21 protein-coding genes are annotated in these 20768 nt (G+C 53.8%); 12 read left to right on the top strand and 9 right to left on the bottom strand.

Annotation, left to right across the window (positions count from 1 at the left end; genetic code table 11):
* Positions 1-2 precede the first annotated feature (2 nt).
* The 4 genes from L379_RS06525 to xis all read left to right on the top strand — a co-directional run bounded on the left by L379_RS06525 (position 3) and on the right by xis (position 2294).
* Positions 3-1088 carry a RecT family recombinase gene (locus L379_RS06525; RefSeq protein WP_022651666.1) on the top strand — a complete coding sequence of 362 codons (1086 nt, stop codon included), beginning with the start codon at positions 3-5 and terminating at the stop codon, positions 1086-1088.
* A 34-nt stretch (positions 1089-1122) separates the two neighbouring features.
* Positions 1123-1734, top strand: coding sequence for an ASCH domain-containing protein (locus tag L379_RS06520; RefSeq protein WP_032635810.1), 612 nt, complete (start codon positions 1123-1125; stop codon positions 1732-1734).
* Positions 1721-1963 carry a DUF4060 family protein gene (locus L379_RS06515; protein WP_032654610.1) on the top strand — a complete coding sequence of 81 codons (243 nt, stop codon included), beginning with the start codon at positions 1721-1723 and terminating at the stop codon, positions 1961-1963. Before L379_RS06520 ends, L379_RS06515 begins: the two co-directional genes overlap by 14 nt.
* 76 nt (positions 1964-2039) lie before the next feature.
* Complete coding sequence (gene xis, locus L379_RS06510) at positions 2040-2294, top strand: excisionase Xis (RefSeq protein WP_369797644.1); 255 nt, start codon at positions 2040-2042, stop codon at positions 2292-2294.
* On the opposite strand, the gene L379_RS06505 is transcribed toward xis, so the two are convergent.
* From L379_RS06505 to rpoE, 5 genes are all read right to left on the bottom strand, one after another.
* Positions 2272-3501 (bottom strand): tyrosine-type recombinase/integrase, encoded by a 1230-nt coding sequence (locus L379_RS06505; RefSeq protein WP_032654614.1) that lies wholly within the window; start codon positions 3499-3501, stop codon positions 2272-2274. The two genes, xis and L379_RS06505, sit on opposite strands and share 23 nt — an antisense overlap.
* 431 nt (positions 3502-3932) lie before the next feature.
* Positions 3933-4409, bottom strand: a complete 477-nt coding sequence (gene rseC, locus L379_RS06500) for a SoxR-reducing system protein RseC (protein WP_006811609.1) — start codon at positions 4407-4409, stop codon at positions 3933-3935.
* The gene (gene rseB, locus L379_RS06495) at positions 4406-5359 is read right to left on the bottom strand and encodes a sigma-E factor regulatory protein RseB (RefSeq protein ID WP_003860717.1); all 954 of its coding nucleotides are present in this window, start codon (positions 5357-5359) and stop codon (positions 4406-4408) included. The genes rseC and rseB overlap by 4 nt, the downstream gene beginning before the upstream one ends.
* Entirely contained in the window at positions 5359-6009 is a 651-nt protein-coding gene (rseA, locus tag L379_RS06490; protein WP_015572138.1) for an anti-sigma-E factor RseA, read from the bottom strand. Before rseA ends, rseB begins: the two co-directional genes overlap by 1 nt.
* Before the next feature lie 31 nt (positions 6010-6040).
* Positions 6041-6616 carry an RNA polymerase sigma factor RpoE gene (rpoE, locus tag L379_RS06485; RefSeq protein ID WP_006176728.1) on the bottom strand — a complete coding sequence of 192 codons (576 nt, stop codon included), beginning with the start codon at positions 6614-6616 and terminating at the stop codon, positions 6041-6043.
* Between the two features lie 425 nt (positions 6617-7041).
* Between rpoE and nadB the strand changes: the two genes are divergently transcribed.
* Positions 7042-8661, top strand: a complete 1620-nt coding sequence (nadB, locus tag L379_RS06480) for an L-aspartate oxidase (protein WP_017692868.1) — start codon at positions 7042-7044, stop codon at positions 8659-8661.
* Here nadB and L379_RS06475 read toward each other — a convergent pair.
* On the bottom strand, positions 8646-9383 hold the full coding sequence (locus L379_RS06475) for a tRNA(1)(Val) (adenine(37)-N(6))-methyltransferase TrmN (RefSeq protein WP_032654617.1): 738 nt from the start codon (positions 9381-9383) through the stop codon (positions 8646-8648). The genes nadB and L379_RS06475 overlap by 16 nt on opposite strands.
* A gap of 132 nt (positions 9384-9515) precedes the next feature.
* Here L379_RS06475 and srmB point away from each other — a divergent pair, with 132 nt between their 5' ends.
* Positions 9516-10844, top strand: a complete 1329-nt coding sequence (gene srmB / locus L379_RS06470; RefSeq protein ID WP_017383554.1) for an ATP-dependent RNA helicase SrmB — start codon at positions 9516-9518, stop codon at positions 10842-10844.
* A 51-nt stretch (positions 10845-10895) separates the two neighbouring features.
* Here the strand turns inward: srmB and grcA are convergent, their stop codons facing one another.
* Positions 10896-11279 (bottom strand): autonomous glycyl radical cofactor GrcA, encoded by a 384-nt coding sequence (grcA, locus tag L379_RS06465; RefSeq protein ID WP_003860727.1) that lies wholly within the window; start codon positions 11277-11279, stop codon positions 10896-10898.
* Positions 11280-11594: 315 nt separating this feature from the next.
* Between grcA and ung the strand changes: the two genes are divergently transcribed.
* A complete protein-coding gene (gene ung, locus L379_RS06460; protein WP_032654620.1) occupies positions 11595-12284 on the top strand; it encodes a uracil-DNA glycosylase in 690 nt (229 codons plus the stop codon).
* Positions 12285-12323: 39 nt separating this feature from the next.
* On the opposite strand, the gene L379_RS06455 is transcribed toward ung, so the two are convergent.
* The gene (locus L379_RS06455) at positions 12324-13409 is read right to left on the bottom strand and encodes a tRNA/rRNA methyltransferase (protein ID WP_032654623.1); all 1086 of its coding nucleotides are present in this window, start codon (positions 13407-13409) and stop codon (positions 12324-12326) included.
* 204 nt (positions 13410-13613) lie between these two features.
* On the opposite strand from L379_RS06455, the gene trxC reads away from it, so the two are divergent.
* The 5 genes from trxC (at position 13614) to L379_RS06430 (ending at position 19335) form a co-directional block, all read left to right on the top strand.
* Positions 13614-14033 carry a thioredoxin TrxC gene (trxC, locus tag L379_RS06450; protein ID WP_003860733.1) on the top strand — a complete coding sequence of 140 codons (420 nt, stop codon included), beginning with the start codon at positions 13614-13616 and terminating at the stop codon, positions 14031-14033.
* Positions 14034-14103: 70 nt separating this feature from the next.
* A complete protein-coding gene (gene tapT, locus L379_RS06445) occupies positions 14104-14802 on the top strand; it encodes a tRNA-uridine aminocarboxypropyltransferase (protein ID WP_017692866.1) in 699 nt (232 codons plus the stop codon).
* Positions 14803-14837: 35 nt separating this feature from the next.
* Positions 14838-17501, top strand: a complete 2664-nt coding sequence (pat, locus tag L379_RS06440) for a bifunctional acetate--CoA ligase family protein/GNAT family N-acetyltransferase (RefSeq protein WP_032654625.1) — start codon at positions 14838-14840, stop codon at positions 17499-17501.
* Positions 17502-17610: 109 nt separating this feature from the next.
* The gene (gene pssA, locus L379_RS06435) at positions 17611-18966 is read left to right on the top strand and encodes a CDP-diacylglycerol--serine O-phosphatidyltransferase (protein WP_032654627.1); all 1356 of its coding nucleotides are present in this window, start codon (positions 17611-17613) and stop codon (positions 18964-18966) included.
* A 45-nt stretch (positions 18967-19011) separates the two neighbouring features.
* Positions 19012-19335: a YfiM family lipoprotein gene (locus L379_RS06430; RefSeq protein WP_003860739.1), complete on the top strand. Its 324-nt coding sequence runs from the start codon at positions 19012-19014 to the stop codon at positions 19333-19335.
* On the opposite strand, the gene L379_RS06425 is transcribed toward L379_RS06430, so the two are convergent.
* Positions 19332-20639: an MFS family transporter gene (locus tag L379_RS06425; RefSeq protein WP_017383558.1), complete on the bottom strand. Its 1308-nt coding sequence runs from the start codon at positions 20637-20639 to the stop codon at positions 19332-19334. The two genes, L379_RS06430 and L379_RS06425, sit on opposite strands and share 4 nt — an antisense overlap.
* Positions 20640-20768: the final 129 nt, after the last annotated feature.

Consider the following 20768-nt stretch of genomic DNA (forward strand, 5'->3'; position numbering starts at 1 on the left):
ATATGCAAAATACCAACGTTACCGTTGCTGATCAGAACACCGTTATTAATTCCAACGTGGCACTGTTCGATTCTCAATACCTTAACGCCATCAGCACTTTTGCGCAGATTATGGCTCAGGGCACCGCGACAGTTCCTAAGCATCTTCAGGGCAATCAGGCCGATTGCATGGCCGTAGCGATGCAGGCAGCACAATGGCAGATGAATCCCTTTGCTGTAGCACAGAAGACGCACCTGATTAATGGTGTGCTCGGGTACGAAGCGCAGTTGGTCAATGCCGTCATTTCGCGTAGCGGCGTGCTTGCCAGCCGCTTTGAATATGAGTGGTACGGGCCATGGGAAAAAGTTGTTGGAAAATTCCATATTCGTAAAGGCGAAAAAGGCGAGTACCGGGTCCCTGGCTGGACCCTGGCTGACGAAGCCGGGATCGGCATTATTATCCGCGCAACCCTGAAGGGTGAAGATCAGCCGAGAGAACTCGATTTACTGCTGGCTCAGGCTCGCACCCGTAACTCAACGCTCTGGGCTGACGACCCGCGCCAGCAGCTTGCATATCTCGCAGTGAAGCGCTGGGCCCGCCTGTTCTGCCCGGATGTGATTCTGGGCGTTTATACCCCGGACGAGCTGGATGATCGGCGTGAAGAACGGGAGGTAAACCCTGCCCCTGTGCAGCACATAAGTTTGACTGAAATTACTGATGACAACTTATCTACCACACAGAACGCGCAGCAGTCCTCAGTAAATATCGACACTTTGGCTGATGAATACCGTAAACGGATTGATTCTGCTGAAACTCTGGACGATGCCACTACCGTCGGAAACGACATCAATGCTTCTAAATCCGTACTGGGTGCAGCATTGCACACCGAACTGAAAAACAAAGCTACGCGCCGGTACCACTTTGTGAATGCGAAAAACAAAGTTGATACAGCTATCAAAGCACTTCCAAAACCGGGAGTGGAAGGTGCGGGAGAACGCTTCGAGGAAGTTGAAAAGATGCTCTTGGCGGCTAAACGGCACTTGGGTGATGAATTGCACGATAAGTACCGCATCACCCTCGATGATATGAAACCGGAATATGTGGCCTAAGGGAGGCGGGAGGGTTCGCCCTCCCGGTAACGATATGACGAAAATTATCGAACGCGGAATGATTTTTAACGGTGAGATGGTGCGGGCGATCCTCGATGGACGGAAGACGCAGACGCGGCGGATCATCAAGCCGCAGCCAGAGGGAACATTAAGCGGAAGTTTATCCGGTATGTGGTTAAGCAGGCCTCTTAACGGACTGTTGTTGCCGAAAATTGAAGATATCGCAATCCATTGCCCGTTCGGTGTCGTCGGTGATCGCATCTGGGTGCGGGAGACGTGGGCAGAGGCTGGAGCAAGCGCGCCGGATCTGAAACTTTATCGCGCGAATTACCCTGCGCATGTTCCAACTCATTACGAGAACGTGCCGCCGGCAGAGGATGTCCGCTGGACACCCAGCATCCACATGCCGCGCTGGGCCAGCCGTATTCTGCTGGAGATCACCGATGTACGGGTCGAGCAGCTGAACGATATCAGTGAGGAAGACGCACGTTCGGAGGGAATTTCTGGCTCCTCGGCACGTGACGTTAAAGAGGCTTACGCAGCGTTATGGCGGTCTATCTACGGTTCTGACAGCTGGCGCGCTAACCCATGGGTCTATGTGATCAAGTTTAAGCGTATCGAAGGAGATGGCCATGCGACTGATTAACCGAGGTAACCAGCAATCCCCGTTAGCGCGTCAGGCATGCGACATCGCGCTGGCAGCCCACCAGCAAAGATACGGCGACTATGGGCGCAGCAAGATGAAAGAGACCTACACGGTGAGAGTTGAAGGCGTGAAGGTCTGGGTTGAGGTGGTGAACCGCAAGACGAGCTATGTGGCCACGGCAATGACAGGCATGCGCCGCCTGCGTGCCCTTCCCGGCCAGGTGTCCTGATAAAGAATTATCAAACGGCCCCGGTAGGGGCCCTTGGAGAATAAAGATGAGCAAAGCAACGAATAAATTTGAGCTGATGAGCACTAAAGACATCTGCGGGCAGCTGTGTATTTCCTCACGTACGCTCGAACGCTACAGGAAAAGAGCCCCAAACGAGAACCCTTTCCCTGAGCCCGATTGCGCTTACATGGGCGGCCCCAATAAATGGTTAAAAACCAAAGTTACAGCCTGGCAAATCAGAGAGATGTCCAGGACCACCCGCAAGCCTATGTCCCACTTAAACCTCACGCGTGATGATAAAGGCCGCCTCACCCGACCTGACGCGGCGTGAACTCCAGAATGTCGGGCTCGACGATGCTCATAAGTCGGGCCCACCACTTACCATATGCCACTCTCATTTCCTCAACATAGGTGTGCTTGTCGTATACCGACCACACCCCAGGCAGTTTGTGCCCGAGCATTATCTCGGCGATATGCGGCTCGGTTAGCTCTGAGAAATTCGTTCGCGCAGTTCGGCGTAGGTCATGAATAGTAAAGTGTGGGACCTGCTCGTTATAAGCCTTGAGCATGAACTTAACCAGGTTGCTGCTGATGCTCATATGGAAGCCTTCACTCATCGGCTTGTCTTCATATTTTGAAAAAACAAAGCGTCCAGGCGCCAGCTCAATGGCCCGTTTTATCAGCGGGAGCATTTCCGGTATGATAGGTCGAATTATCGGTTTCTTTGTCTTCCGCCCTGTCTTGTGGTTTTCCCATGGAACAGTCCAGATCCCTTCTTCAAAATCAAAGTGTGCGACTTCAGCCTGCCGGAGTTCGCCGACCCTGCACGCCCATATCAGTGACAATTTATAGAGGATCTTGTTTCGCTCAATGAGTCGGGAATCCTCAATGGCTCGCCAGACAATCGCCAGTTCTTTACGGTCCAGGGTTCGCTCACCCATTTGTTTCTGGATGCCGAAATCACGCCCAGACATTTCTGACAGCGGGTTAACTTCCAGCAGCTGCCGTTTCACTGCCCAGGAATAACACTGTCGGCCGTTGCTGATCACGCGCCGGGTGATCTCGCTGTAACCCTGGGCCAATCTGTCCAGGACAGTGAGCCAGTTGTGTAACGTGAGCTGATGCGCAGGGTATTTCCCGAGCTTGGGGAAAACGTGCAGTTCAAACGAGCGGAGGACCTGCCCGGCTGATTCTTTCTGAATGCAGGCCATTGAGTGCCATTCACGGAACAGCTCTTCGAAGGTGTACTGGCTATTAATCTTGGCTTTGTCGAGGCTTTGCCTGATCCTTGGGTTTTCGCCACGGGCAAGAATAGCGGCCCACTTAGCCACTTCATCGCGCGCAGCCTTTAAACCGAACTCCGGATAGCTGCCGATCGTCATCTTGTCCTGTTTACCCAGGAAGCGGAATCGGTAGAAAAAAGTAACGGCCCCCTTTTTGGAGATACGTACCCACAGACCATCACGGTCTGCCTTTTCTTCAACTTTGTCTCGTTCGCGCCCAAGGCACGACTTTAGATAACTATCTGAAATAGCCATGATTTGTCCCTGCGTGTGTCCATCAGAACGGGGGGTTATGTGTCCATCATAGGATATGGACGCACTGGTGGACACAAAAACCATGACTTATGATGTCGTAGGTTGACTGTACATGCAAACAGTATAATTTTTGGAAAGGCTGATTTGATGGGGATCTTGAGGCGTTTTTGTCGGAGGTTTGCGGAGGCTGACGGGGTATCAATTATCGATGTGAGCAATGATCGAAAAGTTACGTATGTTCTTCATATAGTTAAATAATTATGCCTTACGAATTCCTGGAGGCCGCTGTTCTTAGCCTGACGTTTTTCAGTGCGAAAACGCAGCATTCTACACTACATCCTCGTCAGCTGGAAATGCACTTAGAGCCAGGTATAGCGCGAAGAGACGGCGTTTTCTTTATTGCGATGTAAATAATAATAAAGCCCGGCAGATTACCGGGCCTCAGAAGAGAGCGTCTCAACACGAAGTTGGTCGGGTGCCAGTGCAACGCTGAGGATAACGGGCTGCCACGCTTCCCGGGCGGCAAGCCTTGGGGAAACGCCTTTAGCAAGCCAGAACCCGCCCACGCCGCCCAAAGCGGCCCCGCACATGGCGGCCAAATCTGTGCCGAACAGCATCTGGAAAACCCCGCCCATCACGAACAGACCTGCCAGCGGAGAAAGGTAAACCAGCATAGCGGAAGTGAGCAGGCTACCTTCAGCGATGCCCAGCTCCACTTTTTGCCCTGCCACCAGCGGCTGATCGCTCGGCACAGCAATAGTGTGCGACGTTTGCGGCCCCAGCTTATTCAACACGCGGCTGCCGCAACCGGCTCGCGAAGCGCAGCTGCTGCACGATGCTTTAACGTCACAGCTGACAAGCGCTACGCCATCCTGCCAGGATACGACCGTGGCCCACTCTTTAATCATTGCGCAGCCCTAAATTTAATGCTGTCTGAAATACGTTTTGCCGTTGGCGGCGGTAATTCACCGACAATGGTAATTTCCGCATTATCGCGCACCGTCGTGCTGACCGTCCGGCGACCGGTACGGAGCATCTGTTCGGAACTGTTCGCCGTAGCGCGATTGATATTCACCGAGAAGCTAAACAGCCCATCGGAATAGAGTCGCGACTCAACCGGTGTTTCGATGGTTGGGAGCTGGCGACGGCTGCTGGAAACTTCGCTGAACCCTTGCGGGATCCAGGATGGTACCCAGTTAAAATTGACAGAATCGCCGGCAGGCACGGAAAGCAAAGGCGGCAGGCTGGCTTTGGCCAGATTCTGCATGCTGTTGCCAACCTGACTGTTCACATCGAAGGAGATCACGCGGAACTGCTCAAGCGTTTCACCGTCGCGATCGAGCAGATCAACACGCATCGGCAGCTTCGTCTCTGCGTCAATCCAGACGATATAGCTGTAACGTGTCCCATCCCGCGCGACAACGCGGATCACTTCGCACAGCCTGTCGGCAATACGCGTTCGCCCCACCGAGATAAAATCATAGTAGGGGGCGAGACGTTTAAAATCGGTGTAAATGAGCGACGGCAGGGAATCAACGATGTAGTCACCATTGAGCGTAAACGGCTCAAGGCCTGGCTCGAAATAGCTGATTTCGTTCCCACGCTGGACCACTTCCCGACGCGGGCCATCCATCTGTAAAAGCTGGGCGAGCGGCTGATTATCAAGGCGGGCGTGGCGATAGCGTAACGATTCGACACCCTGCTTATTGATGCTGATAAATGCCAACTCGTAATTGAGTGACTGGCTGGCCAGATTCATTTGCTGCAACAACGCCCCGGATGAAACATCAGCCGAGGCGTTAGCAGAGAAGAACAGGCTACCCGCCATCAAAGACATGGCGAACCAAAGTTGCTTCATTACTGCGATTGTGTTCCTAAAGTTTGGTTTCCTGGCACCTGCACAGCAGCCTGCTGGGTTTGGGCCTGCTCAAACTGAAGCTGCTCGGAGTGCAGACGGCGCTGCAACTCGTAATCCTGCAACATCGCATTAATGCGACGGCGCTGCTCCTGTACCTGCTGTTGCTGTCCGCCGCTTGCGGAGGCATCTGCCGGTACGCCCAGGCTAACCGGGCTGGCTTTACCCATCATCGGCAGCGTATTGAACACTGGCGCTTCAGGCTGCTGATTGGCTTCAGACTGAGTATTATAGTGCTGGACCCCAACGATAACTGCAAGCGATACGCACGCAGCGACCCCCATTTGGGTGAGCTGGCTGGCCCATGGACGCACCTTGTGCCAGAACGGCATTTTCTGCCATTGGTGAGGTGCAGGCTGCGCTTCAGGAATCAGCGGCGTGGTCTGATGAACAGGTTCGTTCTCAATGGCCGCCATAACGCGTGCTGAGATATCGAAATGGAGAACCTCGCTGGTATCACCGCGCAGAGAGTCGCGGATAAGATGATAGCTCTCCCAGGTCTGTTGCATTTCGGGAGAATGAGACAACTCATCGAGCAGCTCATTATCCAGCGTTTCACCATCCATTAAAGCGGAAAGTTTTTCTTTCTGCATGCCTAATACCTTTTCCAGTATCCCGCTATCGTCAACGCCTGATAAGCGGTTGAACTTTATTATCAATGGCTTCTCGCGCACGGAAAATTCGTGAACGAACCGTGCCGACCGGACAATCCATGATGGCGGCTATCTCTTCATAGCTTAGGCCATCCAGCTCCCGTAACGTAATTGCCATGCGTAAATCTTCCGGGAGCGACTCGATCGTGCGAAAAACGATTTGTCTCAGTTCTTCTGACAACATTAAGTTCTCAGGGTTCGAAATTTCTTTCAGCGCGCCGCCACTTTCGAAGTTTTCTGCGTCGATAGCGTCAACGTCACTTGAAGGCGGACGACGGCCCTGAGCAACCAAATAATTCTTAGCCGTATTGACTGCAATACGATACAGCCAGGTATAAAAAGCACTATCCCCCCGGAATGAATCCAGCGCGCGATAGGCCTTAATAAAAGACTCTTGCACCACATCAGGAACATCGCCTGACGGTACATAGCGGGAAACCAGACTCGCTACCTTATGCTGGTAGCGCACCACCAGTAGGTTAAAAGCTTTCTGATCTCCCTTCTGGACCCGTTCAACCAGGACCTGGTCCGTTAACTGCTCGCTCATCCGAGGTAATGTCTCCCCAAACCAAATTCCACGCGTTATCGAAACGCCACTCTAACAACATTGCACTTTGAGCAAGCACCAAATTAGAGTGTCTGTTCTTCAATAAGTTCCGTAACGCCTTTGTTTTTGTTCATCGCGCCGCAGACCGTTCATTTTCTCTCATTATAAGTCTGTTCACGATACGCACCCGCTTTCTGACAAGAATCATCAACTTTATCGTCAGAAGAGTAACGCAACACAGGCTTTATTTCACCACAAAATCTGAAGCTAACGATCTGCTTCGCAAAATATTTCCGGCCATTTAGCGCAGATTTAACTTCTGGCCTTCCGTTTAGTCATTGCAACACACAACAAAAAAAACGTGCGATATCTCGCATCACAATGCTATTCTCCCCACACCATGTTTAGTAAATTAAACAAACATCATGAACACGACGCCTGAACTTCATTGTGATGTACTGATCATCGGCAGCGGTGCTGCCGGCCTATCCCTCGCACTGCGCCTGGCGGAACATCAGAACGTAATCGTGCTGAGTAAAGGGCCGATGAGCGAAGGTTCCACCTTCTATGCACAAGGCGGTATTGCCGCCGTGTTTGATGAAACGGATAGTATAGCCTCGCACGTAGAAGACACCCTGATTGCCGGCGCCGGGATCGTGGATGAGCATGCGGCAGAGTTTGTCGCCAGCAATGCCCGCCACTGCGTGCAATGGCTTATCGATCAGGGCGTGCTGTTTGATACGCATGTTCAGCCTAATGGTGAAGAGAGCTATCACCTGACCCGTGAAGGCGGGCACAGCCACCGCCGTATTCTGCACGCTGCTGATGCAACCGGAAAAGCGGTTGAAACCACGCTGGTCAGCAAAGCCCTCAGCCATCCTAATATTCGGGTGCTGGAGCGCAGCAACGCCGTCGACCTGATTATTTCCGATAAGATTGGCCTGCCCGGCACGCGCCGTGTTGTCGGCGCATGGGTGTGGAATCGGAATAAAGAGAAGGTGGAAACCTGCCAGGCAAAAGCCGTTGTGCTGGCGACTGGCGGCGCCTCCAAGGTTTACCAGTACACGACTAACCCGGATATCGCCTCCGGAGACGGTATCGCCATGGCCTGGCGCGCAGGCTGCCGCGTGGCGAATATGGAGTTTAATCAGTTCCATCCTACCGCCCTTTTCCACCCGCAGGCACGTAACTTCCTGTTAACTGAAGCGTTGCGCGGCGAAGGCGCGTATCTGAAGCGTCCGGACGGTTCCCGGTTTATGCCGGACTTCGACCCCCGAGGTGAACTTGCCCCGCGGGATATCGTGGCCCGCGCCATTGACCACGAGATGAAGCGGCTTGGCGTCGACTGTATGTATCTGGACATTAGCCATAAACCGGAAGACTTTATTCGCCAGCACTTCCCGATGATTTATGAAAAGCTGCTGAGTCTGGGTATTGATTTAACCCGCGATCCGGTGCCGATTGTACCTGCCGCACACTATACCTGTGGCGGGGTGATGGTTGACGATCATGGTCGTACCGACGTGGATGGTTTGTATGCGATCGGCGAGGTCAGCTACACCGGCCTGCATGGTGCGAATCGCATGGCCTCAAACTCGCTGCTGGAGTGTCTGGTGTATGGGTGGTCGGCTGCGGAAGATATTACCAAACGCATGCCCTATGCACGTCCGACAACACACTTGCCGGCATGGGATGAAAGTCGGGTAGAAAACCCGGACGAACTGGTGGTTATCCAGCATAACTGGCACGAGCTGCGGCTTTTCATGTGGGATTATGTCGGGATTGTACGCACAACGAAGCGCCTGGAACGCGCGTTACGCCGCATCATGATGTTGCAGCAGGAAATTGATGAATATTACGCCAACTTCCGCGTTTCTAATAATCTGCTGGAGCTGCGCAACCTTGTGCAGGTTGCCGAGCTGATTGTGCGCTGTGCGATGATGCGCAAAGAGAGCCGTGGCCTGCATTATACGCTGGACTATCCCGAACCGCTTGAAATGTCCGGCCCGTCGGTGTTGACGCCGCAGGTTCACATAAACAGATAAAAGGCCTGGGTCAGGGCAGTGTAATCTTCGGAATAACGCTGGTCTGGCCCACGAATGACCATCCTGTCGATAAAGCATTCCCCCTCTTTCGGCGAGAGCGCCAGCAACACGCGGTGCGGTAAGCGTCCTTCCGTATCCGAAATATCGGTACGAAGACGCAGATTCCAGCCGATCCCCCGTGCGATCTCAATGAAGGTATTACCCGTGCTTTCAGGCAAGACCACGCAGAAAAATCCCTCTTCCGAGATGAGCTCCGCCGCACTGGTCAGTAGCGCCTTGTGATCGAGCGAGCCGGTGTAACGTGCCTGCTCGCGTTCCGGCGTTCCACATTCCACGCCTGGCGTGAAATAGGGCGGATTGCTGACAATCAAATCGTAACGCGCGGTTTGCTCCGACGCCCAGGTCAGGACATCGGCGCATTCTACCCTGATGCGATCTGCCCACGGAGAGTCGGCAGCGTTTTCACTTGCCTGCCGGGACGCCTGAGGATCAAGCTCAACGGCGTCGATCGTGACGTGTTCTTCCGTTCGCTGCGCCAGCATCAGCGCCTGAAGTCCGCTGCCCGTACCAATATCCAGAATGCGTTTTACACCTGCGACAGGCGCCCATGCACCCAGTAAAATACCGTCTGTACCGACTTTCATCGCACAACGATCGTGCGCCACAAAAAACTGTTTAAACGTAAAACCATCGCGGCGCAACTGCGCTTTGAGTTGAGACATGTCAGGGCAACCTTCTGAGTGAAACTGGAGTAGCATAGGGGAAAGCGAAGTGGTCGAAAAGCGATATCCATACAAACAGATGAAGATTACAGCCGTAACGTCTATAATCAGCGCCCCACACAGAGGTAGAACATGACTGTAACGACTTTTTCCGAACTTGAACTCGATGAAAGCCTGCTCAATGCCCTTGAGAGCAAAGGCTTTACACGCCCGACCGCCATTCAGGCCGCGGCCATTCCGCCTGCGCTTGAGGGCCGCGATGTGCTCGGTTCTGCGCCAACCGGCACGGGGAAGACAGCAGCCTACTTGCTGCCTGTGTTGCAGCATTTGCTCGACTTTCCGCGTAAAAAATCAGGCCCGCCGCGCATTTTGATCCTGACCCCGACCCGTGAACTGGCGATGCAGGTTGCCGAACACGCGCGTGAGTTGGCGGCGAACACCCATCTGGATATCGCGACCATCACCGGCGGCGTAGCGTATATGAACCACGCCGAAGTGTTCAGCGAAAACCAGGATATCGTTGTCGCGACGACGGGCCGTCTGCTGCAATACATAAAAGAAGAGAACTTCGACTGCCGCGCGGTGGAAACGCTGATTCTCGATGAAGCTGACCGCATGCTGGACATGGGCTTTGCCCAGGATATCGAACACATCGCGGGTGAAACGCGCTGGCGTAATCAGACAATGCTGTTCTCGGCAACCCTTGAAGGGGATGCCATTAAAGATTTCGCCGAACGTCTGCTGGAAGATCCGGTGGAAGTGTCCGCTACGCCATCGACCCGTGAGCGTAAGAAGATCCACCAGTGGTACTACCGCGCAGATAACCTTGAGCATAAGGTTGAGTTGTTGAAACACCTGCTGAAGCAGGAAGAGGCAACCCGTACCATCGTCTTCGTACGCAAACGTGAGCGCGTGCATGAGCTGGCAGAAATGCTGCGCAACGCCGGCATTAACAACTGCTATCTCGAAGGTGAAATGGCGCAGGTTAAGCGAACCGAAGGGATTAAGCGCCTGACCGATGGCCGCGTGAATGTGCTGGTTGCCACCGATGTTGCCGCGCGTGGGATCGACATCCCGGACGTGAGCCACGTAATCAACTTTGATATGCCGCGCAGCGGTGATACTTACCTGCACCGTATTGGTCGTACCGGCCGTGCGGGCCGCAAAGGTATTGCTATCTCTCTGGTAGAAGCGCACGACCATCTGCTGCTACAGAAAATTGGCCGCTACGTTGAGGAGCCGCTGAAAGCTCGCGTGATTGACGGGCTTCGTCCGACCACACGTGCGCCGAGTGAAAAAATGACGGGTAAACCGTCCAAGAAAGCGCTCGCGAAACGTGCTGAGAGAAAAGAGAAAGAAAAAGAGAAGCCGCGCGTTAAACAGCGCCACCGCGATACCAAAAATATTGGTAAGCGCCGTAAGCCAAGTTCTGCTGCGCCAGAGACAAAAACTGAAGAGTAAAAAAAAGCCGGGACATTCCCGGCTTTTTTATTCCACCCCCGAAGCTGAACTTTACAGGCTTTCAGTAAAGGTACGCGCGATAACGTCGCGCTGCTGTTCCGGGGTCAGAGAGTTGAAACGCACCGCATAGCCAGACACACGGATGGTCAGCTGCGGGTATTTTTCCGGATGCTCAACGGCATCCATCAGCGTTTCGCGACGCAGGACGTTAACGTTCAGGTGCTGACCGCCTTCCACGCGTACTTCTGGTTGCACTTGCATTGGAATTTCACGGTATTCAATTTCGCCCAGTTTGCTCACCGGAACGATTTCGTCTTCCGCAAAACCTGCTTTCGCTACTACACAGCGCGCTTCGTTTTTCTCGCTGTCCAGCAGCCAGAAAGAGTTCAGCAGATCGTCATTTGCAGCTTTAGTAATCTGGATACCTGTAATCATGTGTTGCCTCCCTTAGGCTACATTAACTGATGCTGGCCTTTTGCGGCCAATTGGTAAAACCATTGTTTGTTGTGTGTATATATAACATTCAGACCCGGGTGATTTATTGATTTAAATCAACAAAACCACCAACCACACAAAGAGTGTGGTCTGTATTTTTTGTTTTAGATCAATTTTAAAGGTTTACCAATTCAACTTATCCTGCCTGGTTTTCAACATAAATTGAGACACTTAGCCTGCTTTTCCGCGGGTAATTTTGCTCATTGGGGTTTAGCAGGTAAGCTAGACACAGAATGAGATCCGCAGGAGAGCGAGATGACAACACCTTTAACCTGGCATGACGTGCTGGCAGAAGAGAAGCAGCAGCCCTATTTTATTAACACCCTCAGTACCGTTGCGGCTGAACGGCAGGCCGGCCAGACAATTTATCCGCCGCAGAAAGATGTGTTTAACGCCTTCCGCTACACCGAACTGAGTGATGTAAAGGTGGTTATCCTGGGGCAGGATCCGTACCACGGCCCCGGGCAGGCTCACGGACTGGCATTTTCCGTGCGTCCGGGCGTGGCCATCCCCCCTTCTCTGCTGAATATGTATAAAGAGCTGGAAGGAACGATTCCGGGTTTTACCCGCCCTAATCACGGTTATCTGGAAAGCTGGGCGCGCCAGGGCGTGCTGTTGCTGAATACCGTATTAACCGTCCGGGCGGGTCAGGCACACTCCCACGCCAGTCTGGGATGGGAAACCTTTACCGATAAGGTTATCAGCCTGATCAATGAGCATCGTGAAGGCGTCGTGTTTTTACTCTGGGGTTCGCATGCCCAAAAGAAAGGGGCGATTATCGATCGTCAGCGTCATTACGTGCTGAAGGCACCGCACCCGTCGCCGCTGTCTGCGCATCGCGGTTTCTTTGGCAGTAATCATTTTGTTCTGACGAATGAGTGGCTGGAAAAGCGTGGCGAAAAGCCGATTGACTGGATGCCTGTGTTACCCGCAGAGAGCGAGTAGGGTTTGAATGTGCCGGGTCAGGCCCGGCACATAAAAGGCTTATGCCTTGTTCTGACGCCACCATTCCGCCAGCAGCACGCCGGTCGCAACGGATACGTTCAGGCTTTCAACGTTGCCTGTGCCGTCGATAGAGACGCTCAGGTCAGCGCTGGAGAGTGCCGCATCAGACAGACCATCACGCTCCTGACCTAACACCAGCACCATTTTGCGCGGCAGCATCGCTTTAAACAGCGGCGTAGCGGCACGGCTTGAGGTGGTGACAATGGTGTAGCCCGCTTTACGGAATTGCTCCAGGGCTTCCAGCACGCTGTCGCCGGTGATCGGCTGAACATGCTCTGCACCGCCTTCCGCAGTACGAATCGCCGCACCGGATTCCAGCAGCGCGGCATCCTGCAACAGAACGCCTTTCACGCCAAAGTGCGCGCAGCTACGCATCATAGCGCCCAGGTTATGCGGGTTACCCACATCTTCCAGCGCCAGCACGCAGTCATCGGCATCCGCCTGGCTGACCCACTGCTGCACGGTAGTGCCGTTACGTTTTTTGATCAGGAAGCAGACGCCGCCGTGGTGTTCAGTCCCGGACGCTTTTGTCAGCTCGGCATCGTCAACCACGTGATAGGCTTTGCGGTTCGCCGCCATCCAGCGCAGCGCTTCTTTAAAGCGCGGGGTCACGCTCTGAATAAACCATGCACGAACAATACACTCCGGGCGGCTCTGGAACAGGGCCTGACAGGCGTTCTCACCGTAGACACGGGTCTCTTCCGCACGCTGACGACGCAGCACTTCCGGATCGATAAAGCTTTTTCCGCTGATACCGCCGTGATCGGCTTTTTCGGTCGCCTCTTCACCGGGCGCGCGAGAAACGGTACGCCATGGCGATCCACCGTCACGGACAACATCATCGCGTTTGCGATCGTCACGCTTACGGTCATCACGTTTGCGGTCATCGCCGCGGTTATTTCTGTCATCGCGGGCGGGGCGACGGCCACCGTCTGCACGAGAAGACGCCGGACGCCCGCCACCTTTTCCGGTACGCGGATTTTGGGTGCGTTTATCAGAGTCATCATCACTGCGGACATACATCACTTTGACCTTGCCGCTTTTGTTTTTCATTTCGTCGTTCATGCTTTTCTCCACCAGCGCTGCGCGAAGCGCGCAGATTACCCGATGTGCAAGCTCATAGCCATAATTTCGTACAAAAGCCTGTGACTATTGTTCCCATTGAATAAAACGCGTTGTCGTTTCATACAGGCTCACTGATAATATGTAACATATCAGAAACATTATCGGCGTTCTGCCGTTGTTCCACGGCTCTATCAGAGGTTAGTTATGAATACCGTATGTGCCAACTGTCAGGCTTTAAACCGCATTCCGGACGATCGGATGGATGACGGTGCGAAATGCGGGCGTTGTGGCCACGAATTATTTGATGGCGATGTCATTAACGCGACGGGTGCTACGCTGGACAAACTCCTCAAGGACGATCTGCCTGTTGTGGTCGATTTCTGGGCGCCGTGGTGCGGCCCCTGCCGTAACTTTGCGCCCATCTTCGAAGACGTGGCTGAAGAGCGCAGCGGGAAAATGCGTTTTGTCAAAGTGAATACCGAAGCGGAACGTGAACTCAGCGCCCGTTTTCGCATTCGCAGCATTCCAACCATTATGATTTTCAAAAATGGTGAAGTGATCGACATGCTCAATGGCGCAGTACCGAAAGCGCCTTTCGACAGCTGGTTAAACGAATCCCTGTAACATTCGCGGGGCATATCTTGTGCCCCGTTCTCTCCTCTGCGAAAATGGGGTTTTTCCTGCCTTTTCGCCCATGACTGATAACGCTGTACTCCAATTACGCGCCGAGCGCCTTGCGCGCGCCACCCGCCCTTTTCTGGCCCGAGGCAATCGTATTCGCCGCTGCCAGCGCTGCCTTTTACCGCTGAAAGTGTGTCTGTGCGAAACGCTTGTACCGAGCGAGGCGAAAAGCCGCTTTTGTCTGGTCATGTTCGATACCGAACCGATGAAGCCCAGCAACACGGGGCGTTTGATCGCCGATATTCTGCCTAACACCGCAGCGTTTCAGTGGTCGCGCACTGAGCCACCTAAGGCTCTGCTCGACCTGGTGGCAAGCCCGGACTATCAGCCTATGGTCGTTTTCCCGGCATCATATGCAGGCGAACAACGTCAGGTGCTTACGGCGCCACCATCTGGTAAGCCGCCGCTGTTTATTATGCTCGACGGCACCTGGACCGAAGCGAGAAAGATGTTTCGCAAAAGCCCTTATCTTGATGCGCTGCCGGTGATTTCCGTCGATCTGTCGCGCGTCTCGGCCTATCGCTTACGTGAAGCGCATGCCGACGGTCAATATTGCACCGCTGAAGTCGCTATTGCGCTACTGGATCTGGCGGGCGATACCCAGGCGGCCGGCGCGCTGGGCTCCCACTTCTCCTGCTTCCGCGAACGTTATCTTGCGGGAAAAACCGTTCATAAGGGTAGCGTCACAGCAACTGAGGCAGAAAGCGTTTAAAATCATCAGGTCGCTTGCATTCACAGGAGGCCTGCATGAGCCAGAGAGGGTTAGAAGCGCTACTCCGTCCGAAATCCATTGCTGTTATTGGCGCCTCGATGAAACCGGACCGCGCAGGGTATCTGATGATGCGTAACCTGCTGGCTGGCGGGTTTAACGGCCCGGTCATGCCCGTTACGCCCGCTTATAAGGCGGTACAGGGGGTGCTGGCGTGGCCGGATGTGCAGAGCCTGCCTTTCGTTCCCGACCTCGCCGTGCTCTGTACGCATGCGAAACGAAACCTCGAACTGCTTGAGTCGCTCGGTCAGAAAGGCTGTAAAACCTGCATTATTCTTTCCTCGCCTCCTGAACAGCAGCCCGAACTGCTGGCCTGCGCCAGCCGCTACCAGATGCGCATTCTTGGTCCAAACAGCCTCGGCCTGCTTGCGCCCTGGCAAGGGCTAAATGCCAGTTTTTCCCCGGTTCCGATCCGTAAAGGCAAACTGGCCTTTATTTCGCAGTCGGCTGCGGTATCCAATACCATCCTCGACTGGGCGCAGCAGCGTGAGATGGGTTTTTCCTACTTCATCGCTTTGGGCGACAGCCTGGACATTGACGTCGATGAGCTGCTGGATTTCCTGGCGCGTGACAGCAAAACCAGCGCTATCCTGCTCTACCTTGAACACCTGAGCGACGCCCGTCGTTTTGTGTCGGCGTCACGTAGCGCATCGAGAAATAAACCGATACTGGTCATCAAAAGCGGGCGCAGCCCTGCGGCTCAGCGCCTGCTACATTCCCGTTCAGGGATGGATCCCGCATGGGATGCAGCGATCCAGCGCGCCGGTTTACTGCGGGTACAGGATACGCACGAGCTTTTTTCCGCCGTCGAAACGTTAAGCCACATGCGCCCCCTGCGCGGTGAAAAGCTGATGATTGTCAGCAACGGTGCCGCTCCCGCCGCCCTGGCGCTGGACGAGCTCTGGCTACGCAACGGCAAGCTGGCCACGCTGGGTGAAGAGACGCTACAGCGCCTGCGGGACGCGTTACCGGGAAGCGTTGTTCCCGATAATCCCCTCGATTTGCGCGATGATGCCAGCAGCGATCGTTACATTAAGGCGATCACGATTTTGCTCGATAGCCAGGACTTTGATGCGCTGATGATTATCCATTCGCCCAGCGCGGTTGCGCCAGGCAGCGAAAGTGCGCGTGCGCTGATTGAGGCAGTCCGAAAACATCCCCGCGGCAAATACGTTACCCTGCTGACCAACTGGTGCGGCGAGTTCTCCTCCCAGGAGGCACGGCGTCTGTTTAGTGAAGCCGGGTTGCCAACCTACCGTACCCCGGAGGGCACCATTACCGCGTTTATGCATATGGTTGAATACCGCCGCAACCAGAAGCAACTGCGTGAAACGCCTGCCCTGCCGGGCAATCTCACCGCAAATTCGGTGGATGTGCACAGGCTTTTGCAGCAGGCCATCGAAGAGGGCGCCACTTCTCTTGATACACATGAGGTACAACCCATTCTTGGCAGCTATGGGATGCAAACCCTGCCCACCTGGATTGCCGGCGACAGCGCTGAGGCGGTACATATCGCTGAGCAGATTGGTTATCCGGTCGCGCTGAAGCTGCGCTCTCCCGATATTCCGCACAAATCGGATGTGCAGGGCGTCATGCTGTATCTGCGCACCGCGACAGAAGTACAACAGGCCGCGGATGCCATTATCGATCGCGTAAAAATGACGTGGCCACAGGCCCGGATCCACGGCCTGCTGGTGCAGAGCATGGCCAACCGTGCGGGTGCACAGGAGCTGCGCGTGGTTGTCGAACACGATCCGGTTTTTGGTCCTCTCATTATGCTGGGTGAAGGCGGCGTTGAGTGGCGGCCAGAAGAACAGGCGGTTGTCGCGCTTCCTCCTCTAAACATGAACCTGGCGCGTTATTTGATTATTCAGGCCATCAAAAGCAAAAAAATCCGCGGGAGAAGCGCTCTGCGGCCGCTTGATATCGCCGGGTTAAGCCAGTTTCTGGTGAAGGTCTCCAACCTCATTGTTGACTGTGCGGAGATCCAGCGCCTGGATATCCACCCCCTTCTTGCCTCCGGAAATGAATTTACCGCGCTGGACGTGACGCTGGATATTGCGCCCTTTATCGGTGATCGGGAAAGCCGTCTCGCCATTCGTCCTTATCCTCTTCATCTGGAAGAGTGGGTGGAGATGAAAAATGGGGAACGGGCGCTGTTTCGCCCTATCCTGCCGGAAGACGAGCCGCTGCTGCGGGCGTTCATCTCGCAGGTGACGAAGGAAGATTTGTACTATCGCTATTTCAGCGAAATCAATGAATTTACCCACGACGATTTAGCCAATATGACCCAGATCGACTACGATCGAGAAATGGCGATTGTGGCGGTCCGCCGTTCCGGAGCGGGAGAGGAGATCCTCGGCGTGACGCGTGCCATTTCCGACCCGGATAACGTGGATGCGGAGTTTGCCGTACTGGTGCGTTCCGATCTTAAGGGTTTGGGGTTGGGCAGACGGCTGCTCGAAAAACTCATTGGTTATACGCGCGATCACGGATTGTCACGCCTGAATGGCATTACTATGCCAAACAATCGGGGTATGGTGACCCTGGCGCGGAAGCTCGGTTTTGACGTTGATATCCAGCTGGATGAAGGCATTGTCTCTCTGTCCCTCAGCCTGATTTCGACGGATAAACAAGAGTAAGCTGCTGGAAATGTTACCCACTTTTCGCGGCACTGGGGTATCATTGTCCGCTTATGTTGTTTGCCTGGTACAGACAACCCTTCAATGAACAGAGAAGAAACGCACTGTGATGTTGTCAAAATTTAAGCGTAATAAACATCAACAACACCTTGCTCAACTACCGAAGATTTCTCAGTCAGTTGATGATGTAGAGTTCTTTTATGCTCCCGCTCATTTCCGGGAGACGCTTCTTGAAAAGATTGCCAGCGCTACGCGACGTATTTGCATTGTGGCGCTCTATCTTGAACAAGATGAAGGTGGGCGTGCGATCCTGAACGCGCTCTATGAAGCGAAACGTCAGCGTCCAGAACTGGATGTTCGCGTGCTGGTTGACTGGCACCGTGCTCAGCGCGGCCGTATTGGTGCCGCTGCCTCGAATACCAATGCTGATTGGTATTGCCGCACGGCCCAGGAAAATCCGGGTATTGATATCCCGGTGTATGGCGTACCGGTGAATACTCGTGAAGCGCTTGGCGTTCTTCATTTTAAAGGATTTATCATTGATGACAGCGTCCTTTATAGCGGTGCCAGCCTGAATGATGTGTATCTCCATCAGCTCGATAAATACCGTTACGATCGCTACCATCTGATCCGCAATCCGCAGATGGCCGACATCATGTTCAACTGGGTTGATAAAAACCTGGTTCATGGCCGGGGTGTGCACCGTCTTGACGATCCTCATCGTCCGAAAAGCCCGGAAATCAAAAACGACGTTCGCTCCTTCCGCCAGGAACTGCGCGATGCGGTTTATCGTTTTCAGGGGGATGCCAGTAATGAAGAACTGTCCGTTACGCCTCTGGTAGGCCTGGGAAAATCCAGCCTGCTGAACAAGACCATCTTCCATTTGATGCCGTGCGCGGAGCATAAGCTCACCATCTGTACCCCGTACTTCAACCTTCCCGCCGTTCTGGTGCGTAATATCATTCAGCTGCTGCGTGATGGTAAAAAGGTGGAAATTATTGTCGGGGATAAAACGGCAAATGACTTTTTCATTCCGGAAGATCAACCTTTCAAGATCATCGGCGCACTGCCTTATCTCTATGAGATTAACCTGCGCCGCTTCCTGAGCCGTTTACAGTACTATGTGAACACGGACCAGCTGGTTGTGCGTCTCTGGAAAGATGAAGATAACAGCTATCACCTCAAAGGAATGTGGGTGGATGATGATTGGATGCTGCTGACCGGTAATAATCTCAACCCACGCGCCTGGCGTCTGGATCTGGAAAACGCCATCCTTATTCACGATCCTCAGCATGCGTTAGCCGCGAAACGCGATCGTGAGCTGGAGCTTATACGCACGCATACCACAGTGGTTCGTCATTATCGCGATCTGCAAAGCATCGCTGATTATCCGGTGAAAGTTCGAAAGCTGATTCGCCGTCTACGTCGGATCCGTATCGACCGCCTCATCAGCCGCATTCTGTAATACACGAGCCCTGTCATCGACGGGGCTTTTTTATGGAGTCTGTTAATGCGTACGCCTTTCCTGATAATCCCTCTTTTCCTGACCGGTTGCAGCCATATGGCTAATGATAACTGGTCGGGTCAGGATAAAGCTCAACACTTTCTGGCGTCTGCAATGTTGTCCGCTGCGGGTAATGAATATGCGCTGCACCAGGGTTATAGCCGGGATCGAAGTGCCACAATGGGGCTGATGTTCTCCATCAGCCTGGGGGCATCAAAAGAACTTTGGGATAGCCGCCCCTCGGGAAGCGGCTGGAGCTGGAAAGATTTTGCCTGGGACGTAGCCGGGGCAACAACCGGCTACGCCGTCTGGCAGATGGCGCATTATTAAAGGCGGATCCCTTTTCCTTTACGATGCAGCATCAGGGAGACAATAAACGCCAGCGCCCCCATGATGGTGACATACCAGAAAAAGGTCGATTCACTGCCCCATGACTTAAGGGATAGCGCGACATACTCTGCCGAACCGCCGAACAGGGCGTTAGCGACCGCATAAGAGAGGCCTACGCCCAGCGCCCTCACCTGTGCGGGAAACATTTCTGCTTTCAAAATGCCACTGATTGCCGTGTAAAAACTAATAATAATAAGTGCCACCATAATCAAAGCGAAAGCGGCATACGGAGAGGTTGTATGCTGTAGCGCCGTCAAAAGCGGAACAGTCCCCAGGGTGAGCATGCCACCAAAGATCAGCATGGAGGTGCGGCGACCTATTTTGTCCGACAGCGCGCCAACAATCGGCTGGATGAGCATAAAGACCAGTAACGCCACCGTCATGACGACGCTCGCAACGTTAGCATGCATGCCCGTGGTGTTGACCAGATATTTTTGCATATAGGTGGTGAAGGTATAGAAGCTTAGCGAGCCTGCGGCGGTAAAGCCTAATACCATCAAAAACGCTTTGCGGTTTCGCCACAGCCCTTTCATCGAACCGGCTTCTTTCAGCGCCCTGACCTCCTGCTGGGAGGTTTCATCAAGCTGACGGCGTAACCACAGCGCCACAACCGCCAGGGCAGCCCCCAGGGCAAACGGGATGCGCCAGCCCCAGGCGCGTAAATCTTCATCGCTAAGGATTTGTTGAAGGATCACCACAACCAGTAACGCCAGCAGCTGACCGCCAATGAGGGTTACATACTGGAATGATGCATAGAAACCTTTGCGCCCTTCAACAGCTACTTCGCTCATGTATGTCGCGCTGGTGCCATATTCGCCACCCACTGACAGCCCCTGGAACAGGCGTGCCAGCAGCAACAACGCCGGTGCCCATGTTCCGATAGTGTCATATCCGGGAAGGCAGGCAATCACCAGCGAGCCGACGCACATCATGCACACGGAGATGAGCATGGATGTCTTGCGCCCTTTCCTGTCCGCGATCCTGCCGAACAGCCATCCACCAATGGGACGCATCAGGAACCCGGCGGCAAAAACGCCTGCGGTTTGCAGAAGCTGCGTTGTGGTGTTCCCTGACGGGAAGAAGATATGTGCAAAGTAGAGTGAACAAAATGAATAGACGTAAAAATCAAACCACTCTACAAGGTTCCCCGATGAAGCTCCAACGATTGCCCAAACCCGACGGCGAGTATCCTTGCCTGCTAAACTTGTGTTATCCGTATCTGCACTGGCTACGGTTTCTGTCATTTTAAAATCCCCTGTCTCACATTGCGGGCCATTGCCCACAAACAGTAAAACCGGATTTAAAACGAATCGTTAGGTAAATAAAATGTTTCCAATATGTTTCATTGGATTTTGTGAACTCGATCAGGTATC

Source organism: Enterobacter sp. MGH 33 (assembly GCF_000534535.1).
GTDB lineage: Bacteria > Pseudomonadota > Gammaproteobacteria > Enterobacterales > Enterobacteriaceae > Enterobacter > Enterobacter hormaechei_C.

Excerpts from the sequence above, each read along its gene's own strand:
- rseC (WP_006811609.1), bottom strand. The coding sequence starts at position 4,409 with ATGATTAAAGAGTGGGCCACGGTCGTATCCTGGCAGGATGGCGTAGCG.
- L379_RS06515 (WP_032654610.1), top strand. The coding sequence starts at position 1,721 with ATGCGACTGATTAACCGAGGTAACCAGCAATCCCCGTTAGCGCGTCAG.
- srmB (WP_017383554.1), top strand. The coding sequence starts at position 9,516 with ATGACTGTAACGACTTTTTCCGAACTTGAACTCGATGAAAGCCTGCTC.
- L379_RS06455 (WP_032654623.1), bottom strand. The coding sequence starts at position 13,409 with ATGAACGACGAAATGAAAAACAAAAGCGGCAAGGTCAAAGTGATGTAT.
- nadB (WP_017692868.1), top strand. The coding sequence starts at position 7,042 with ATGAACACGACGCCTGAACTTCATTGTGATGTACTGATCATCGGCAGC.
- rseB (WP_003860717.1), bottom strand. The coding sequence starts at position 5,359 with ATGAAGCAACTTTGGTTCGCCATGTCTTTGATGGCGGGTAGCCTGTTC.
- L379_RS06505 (WP_032654614.1), bottom strand. The coding sequence starts at position 3,501 with ATGGCTATTTCAGATAGTTATCTAAAGTCGTGCCTTGGGCGCGAACGA.
- pat (WP_032654625.1), top strand. The coding sequence starts at position 14,838 with ATGAGCCAGAGAGGGTTAGAAGCGCTACTCCGTCCGAAATCCATTGCT.
- ung (WP_032654620.1), top strand. The coding sequence starts at position 11,595 with ATGACAACACCTTTAACCTGGCATGACGTGCTGGCAGAAGAGAAGCAG.
- rseA (WP_015572138.1), bottom strand. The coding sequence starts at position 6,009 with ATGCAGAAAGAAAAACTTTCCGCTTTAATGGATGGTGAAACGCTGGAT.
- L379_RS06430 (WP_003860739.1), top strand. The coding sequence starts at position 19,012 with ATGCGTACGCCTTTCCTGATAATCCCTCTTTTCCTGACCGGTTGCAGC.
- grcA (WP_003860727.1), bottom strand. The coding sequence starts at position 11,279 with ATGATTACAGGTATCCAGATTACTAAAGCTGCAAATGACGATCTGCTG.
- L379_RS06520 (WP_032635810.1), top strand. The coding sequence starts at position 1,123 with ATGACGAAAATTATCGAACGCGGAATGATTTTTAACGGTGAGATGGTG.
- rpoE (WP_006176728.1), bottom strand. The coding sequence starts at position 6,616 with ATGAGCGAGCAGTTAACGGACCAGGTCCTGGTTGAACGGGTCCAGAAG.
- L379_RS06425 (WP_017383558.1), bottom strand. The coding sequence starts at position 20,639 with ATGACAGAAACCGTAGCCAGTGCAGATACGGATAACACAAGTTTAGCA.
- pssA (WP_032654627.1), top strand. The coding sequence starts at position 17,611 with ATGTTGTCAAAATTTAAGCGTAATAAACATCAACAACACCTTGCTCAA.
- L379_RS06525 (WP_022651666.1), top strand. The coding sequence starts at position 3 with ATGCAAAATACCAACGTTACCGTTGCTGATCAGAACACCGTTATTAAT.
- tapT (WP_017692866.1), top strand. The coding sequence starts at position 14,104 with ATGACTGATAACGCTGTACTCCAATTACGCGCCGAGCGCCTTGCGCGC.
- L379_RS06475 (WP_032654617.1), bottom strand. The coding sequence starts at position 9,383 with ATGTCTCAACTCAAAGCGCAGTTGCGCCGCGATGGTTTTACGTTTAAA.
- trxC (WP_003860733.1), top strand. The coding sequence starts at position 13,614 with ATGAATACCGTATGTGCCAACTGTCAGGCTTTAAACCGCATTCCGGAC.
- xis (WP_369797644.1), top strand. The coding sequence starts at position 2,040 with ATGAGCACTAAAGACATCTGCGGGCAGCTGTGTATTTCCTCACGTACG.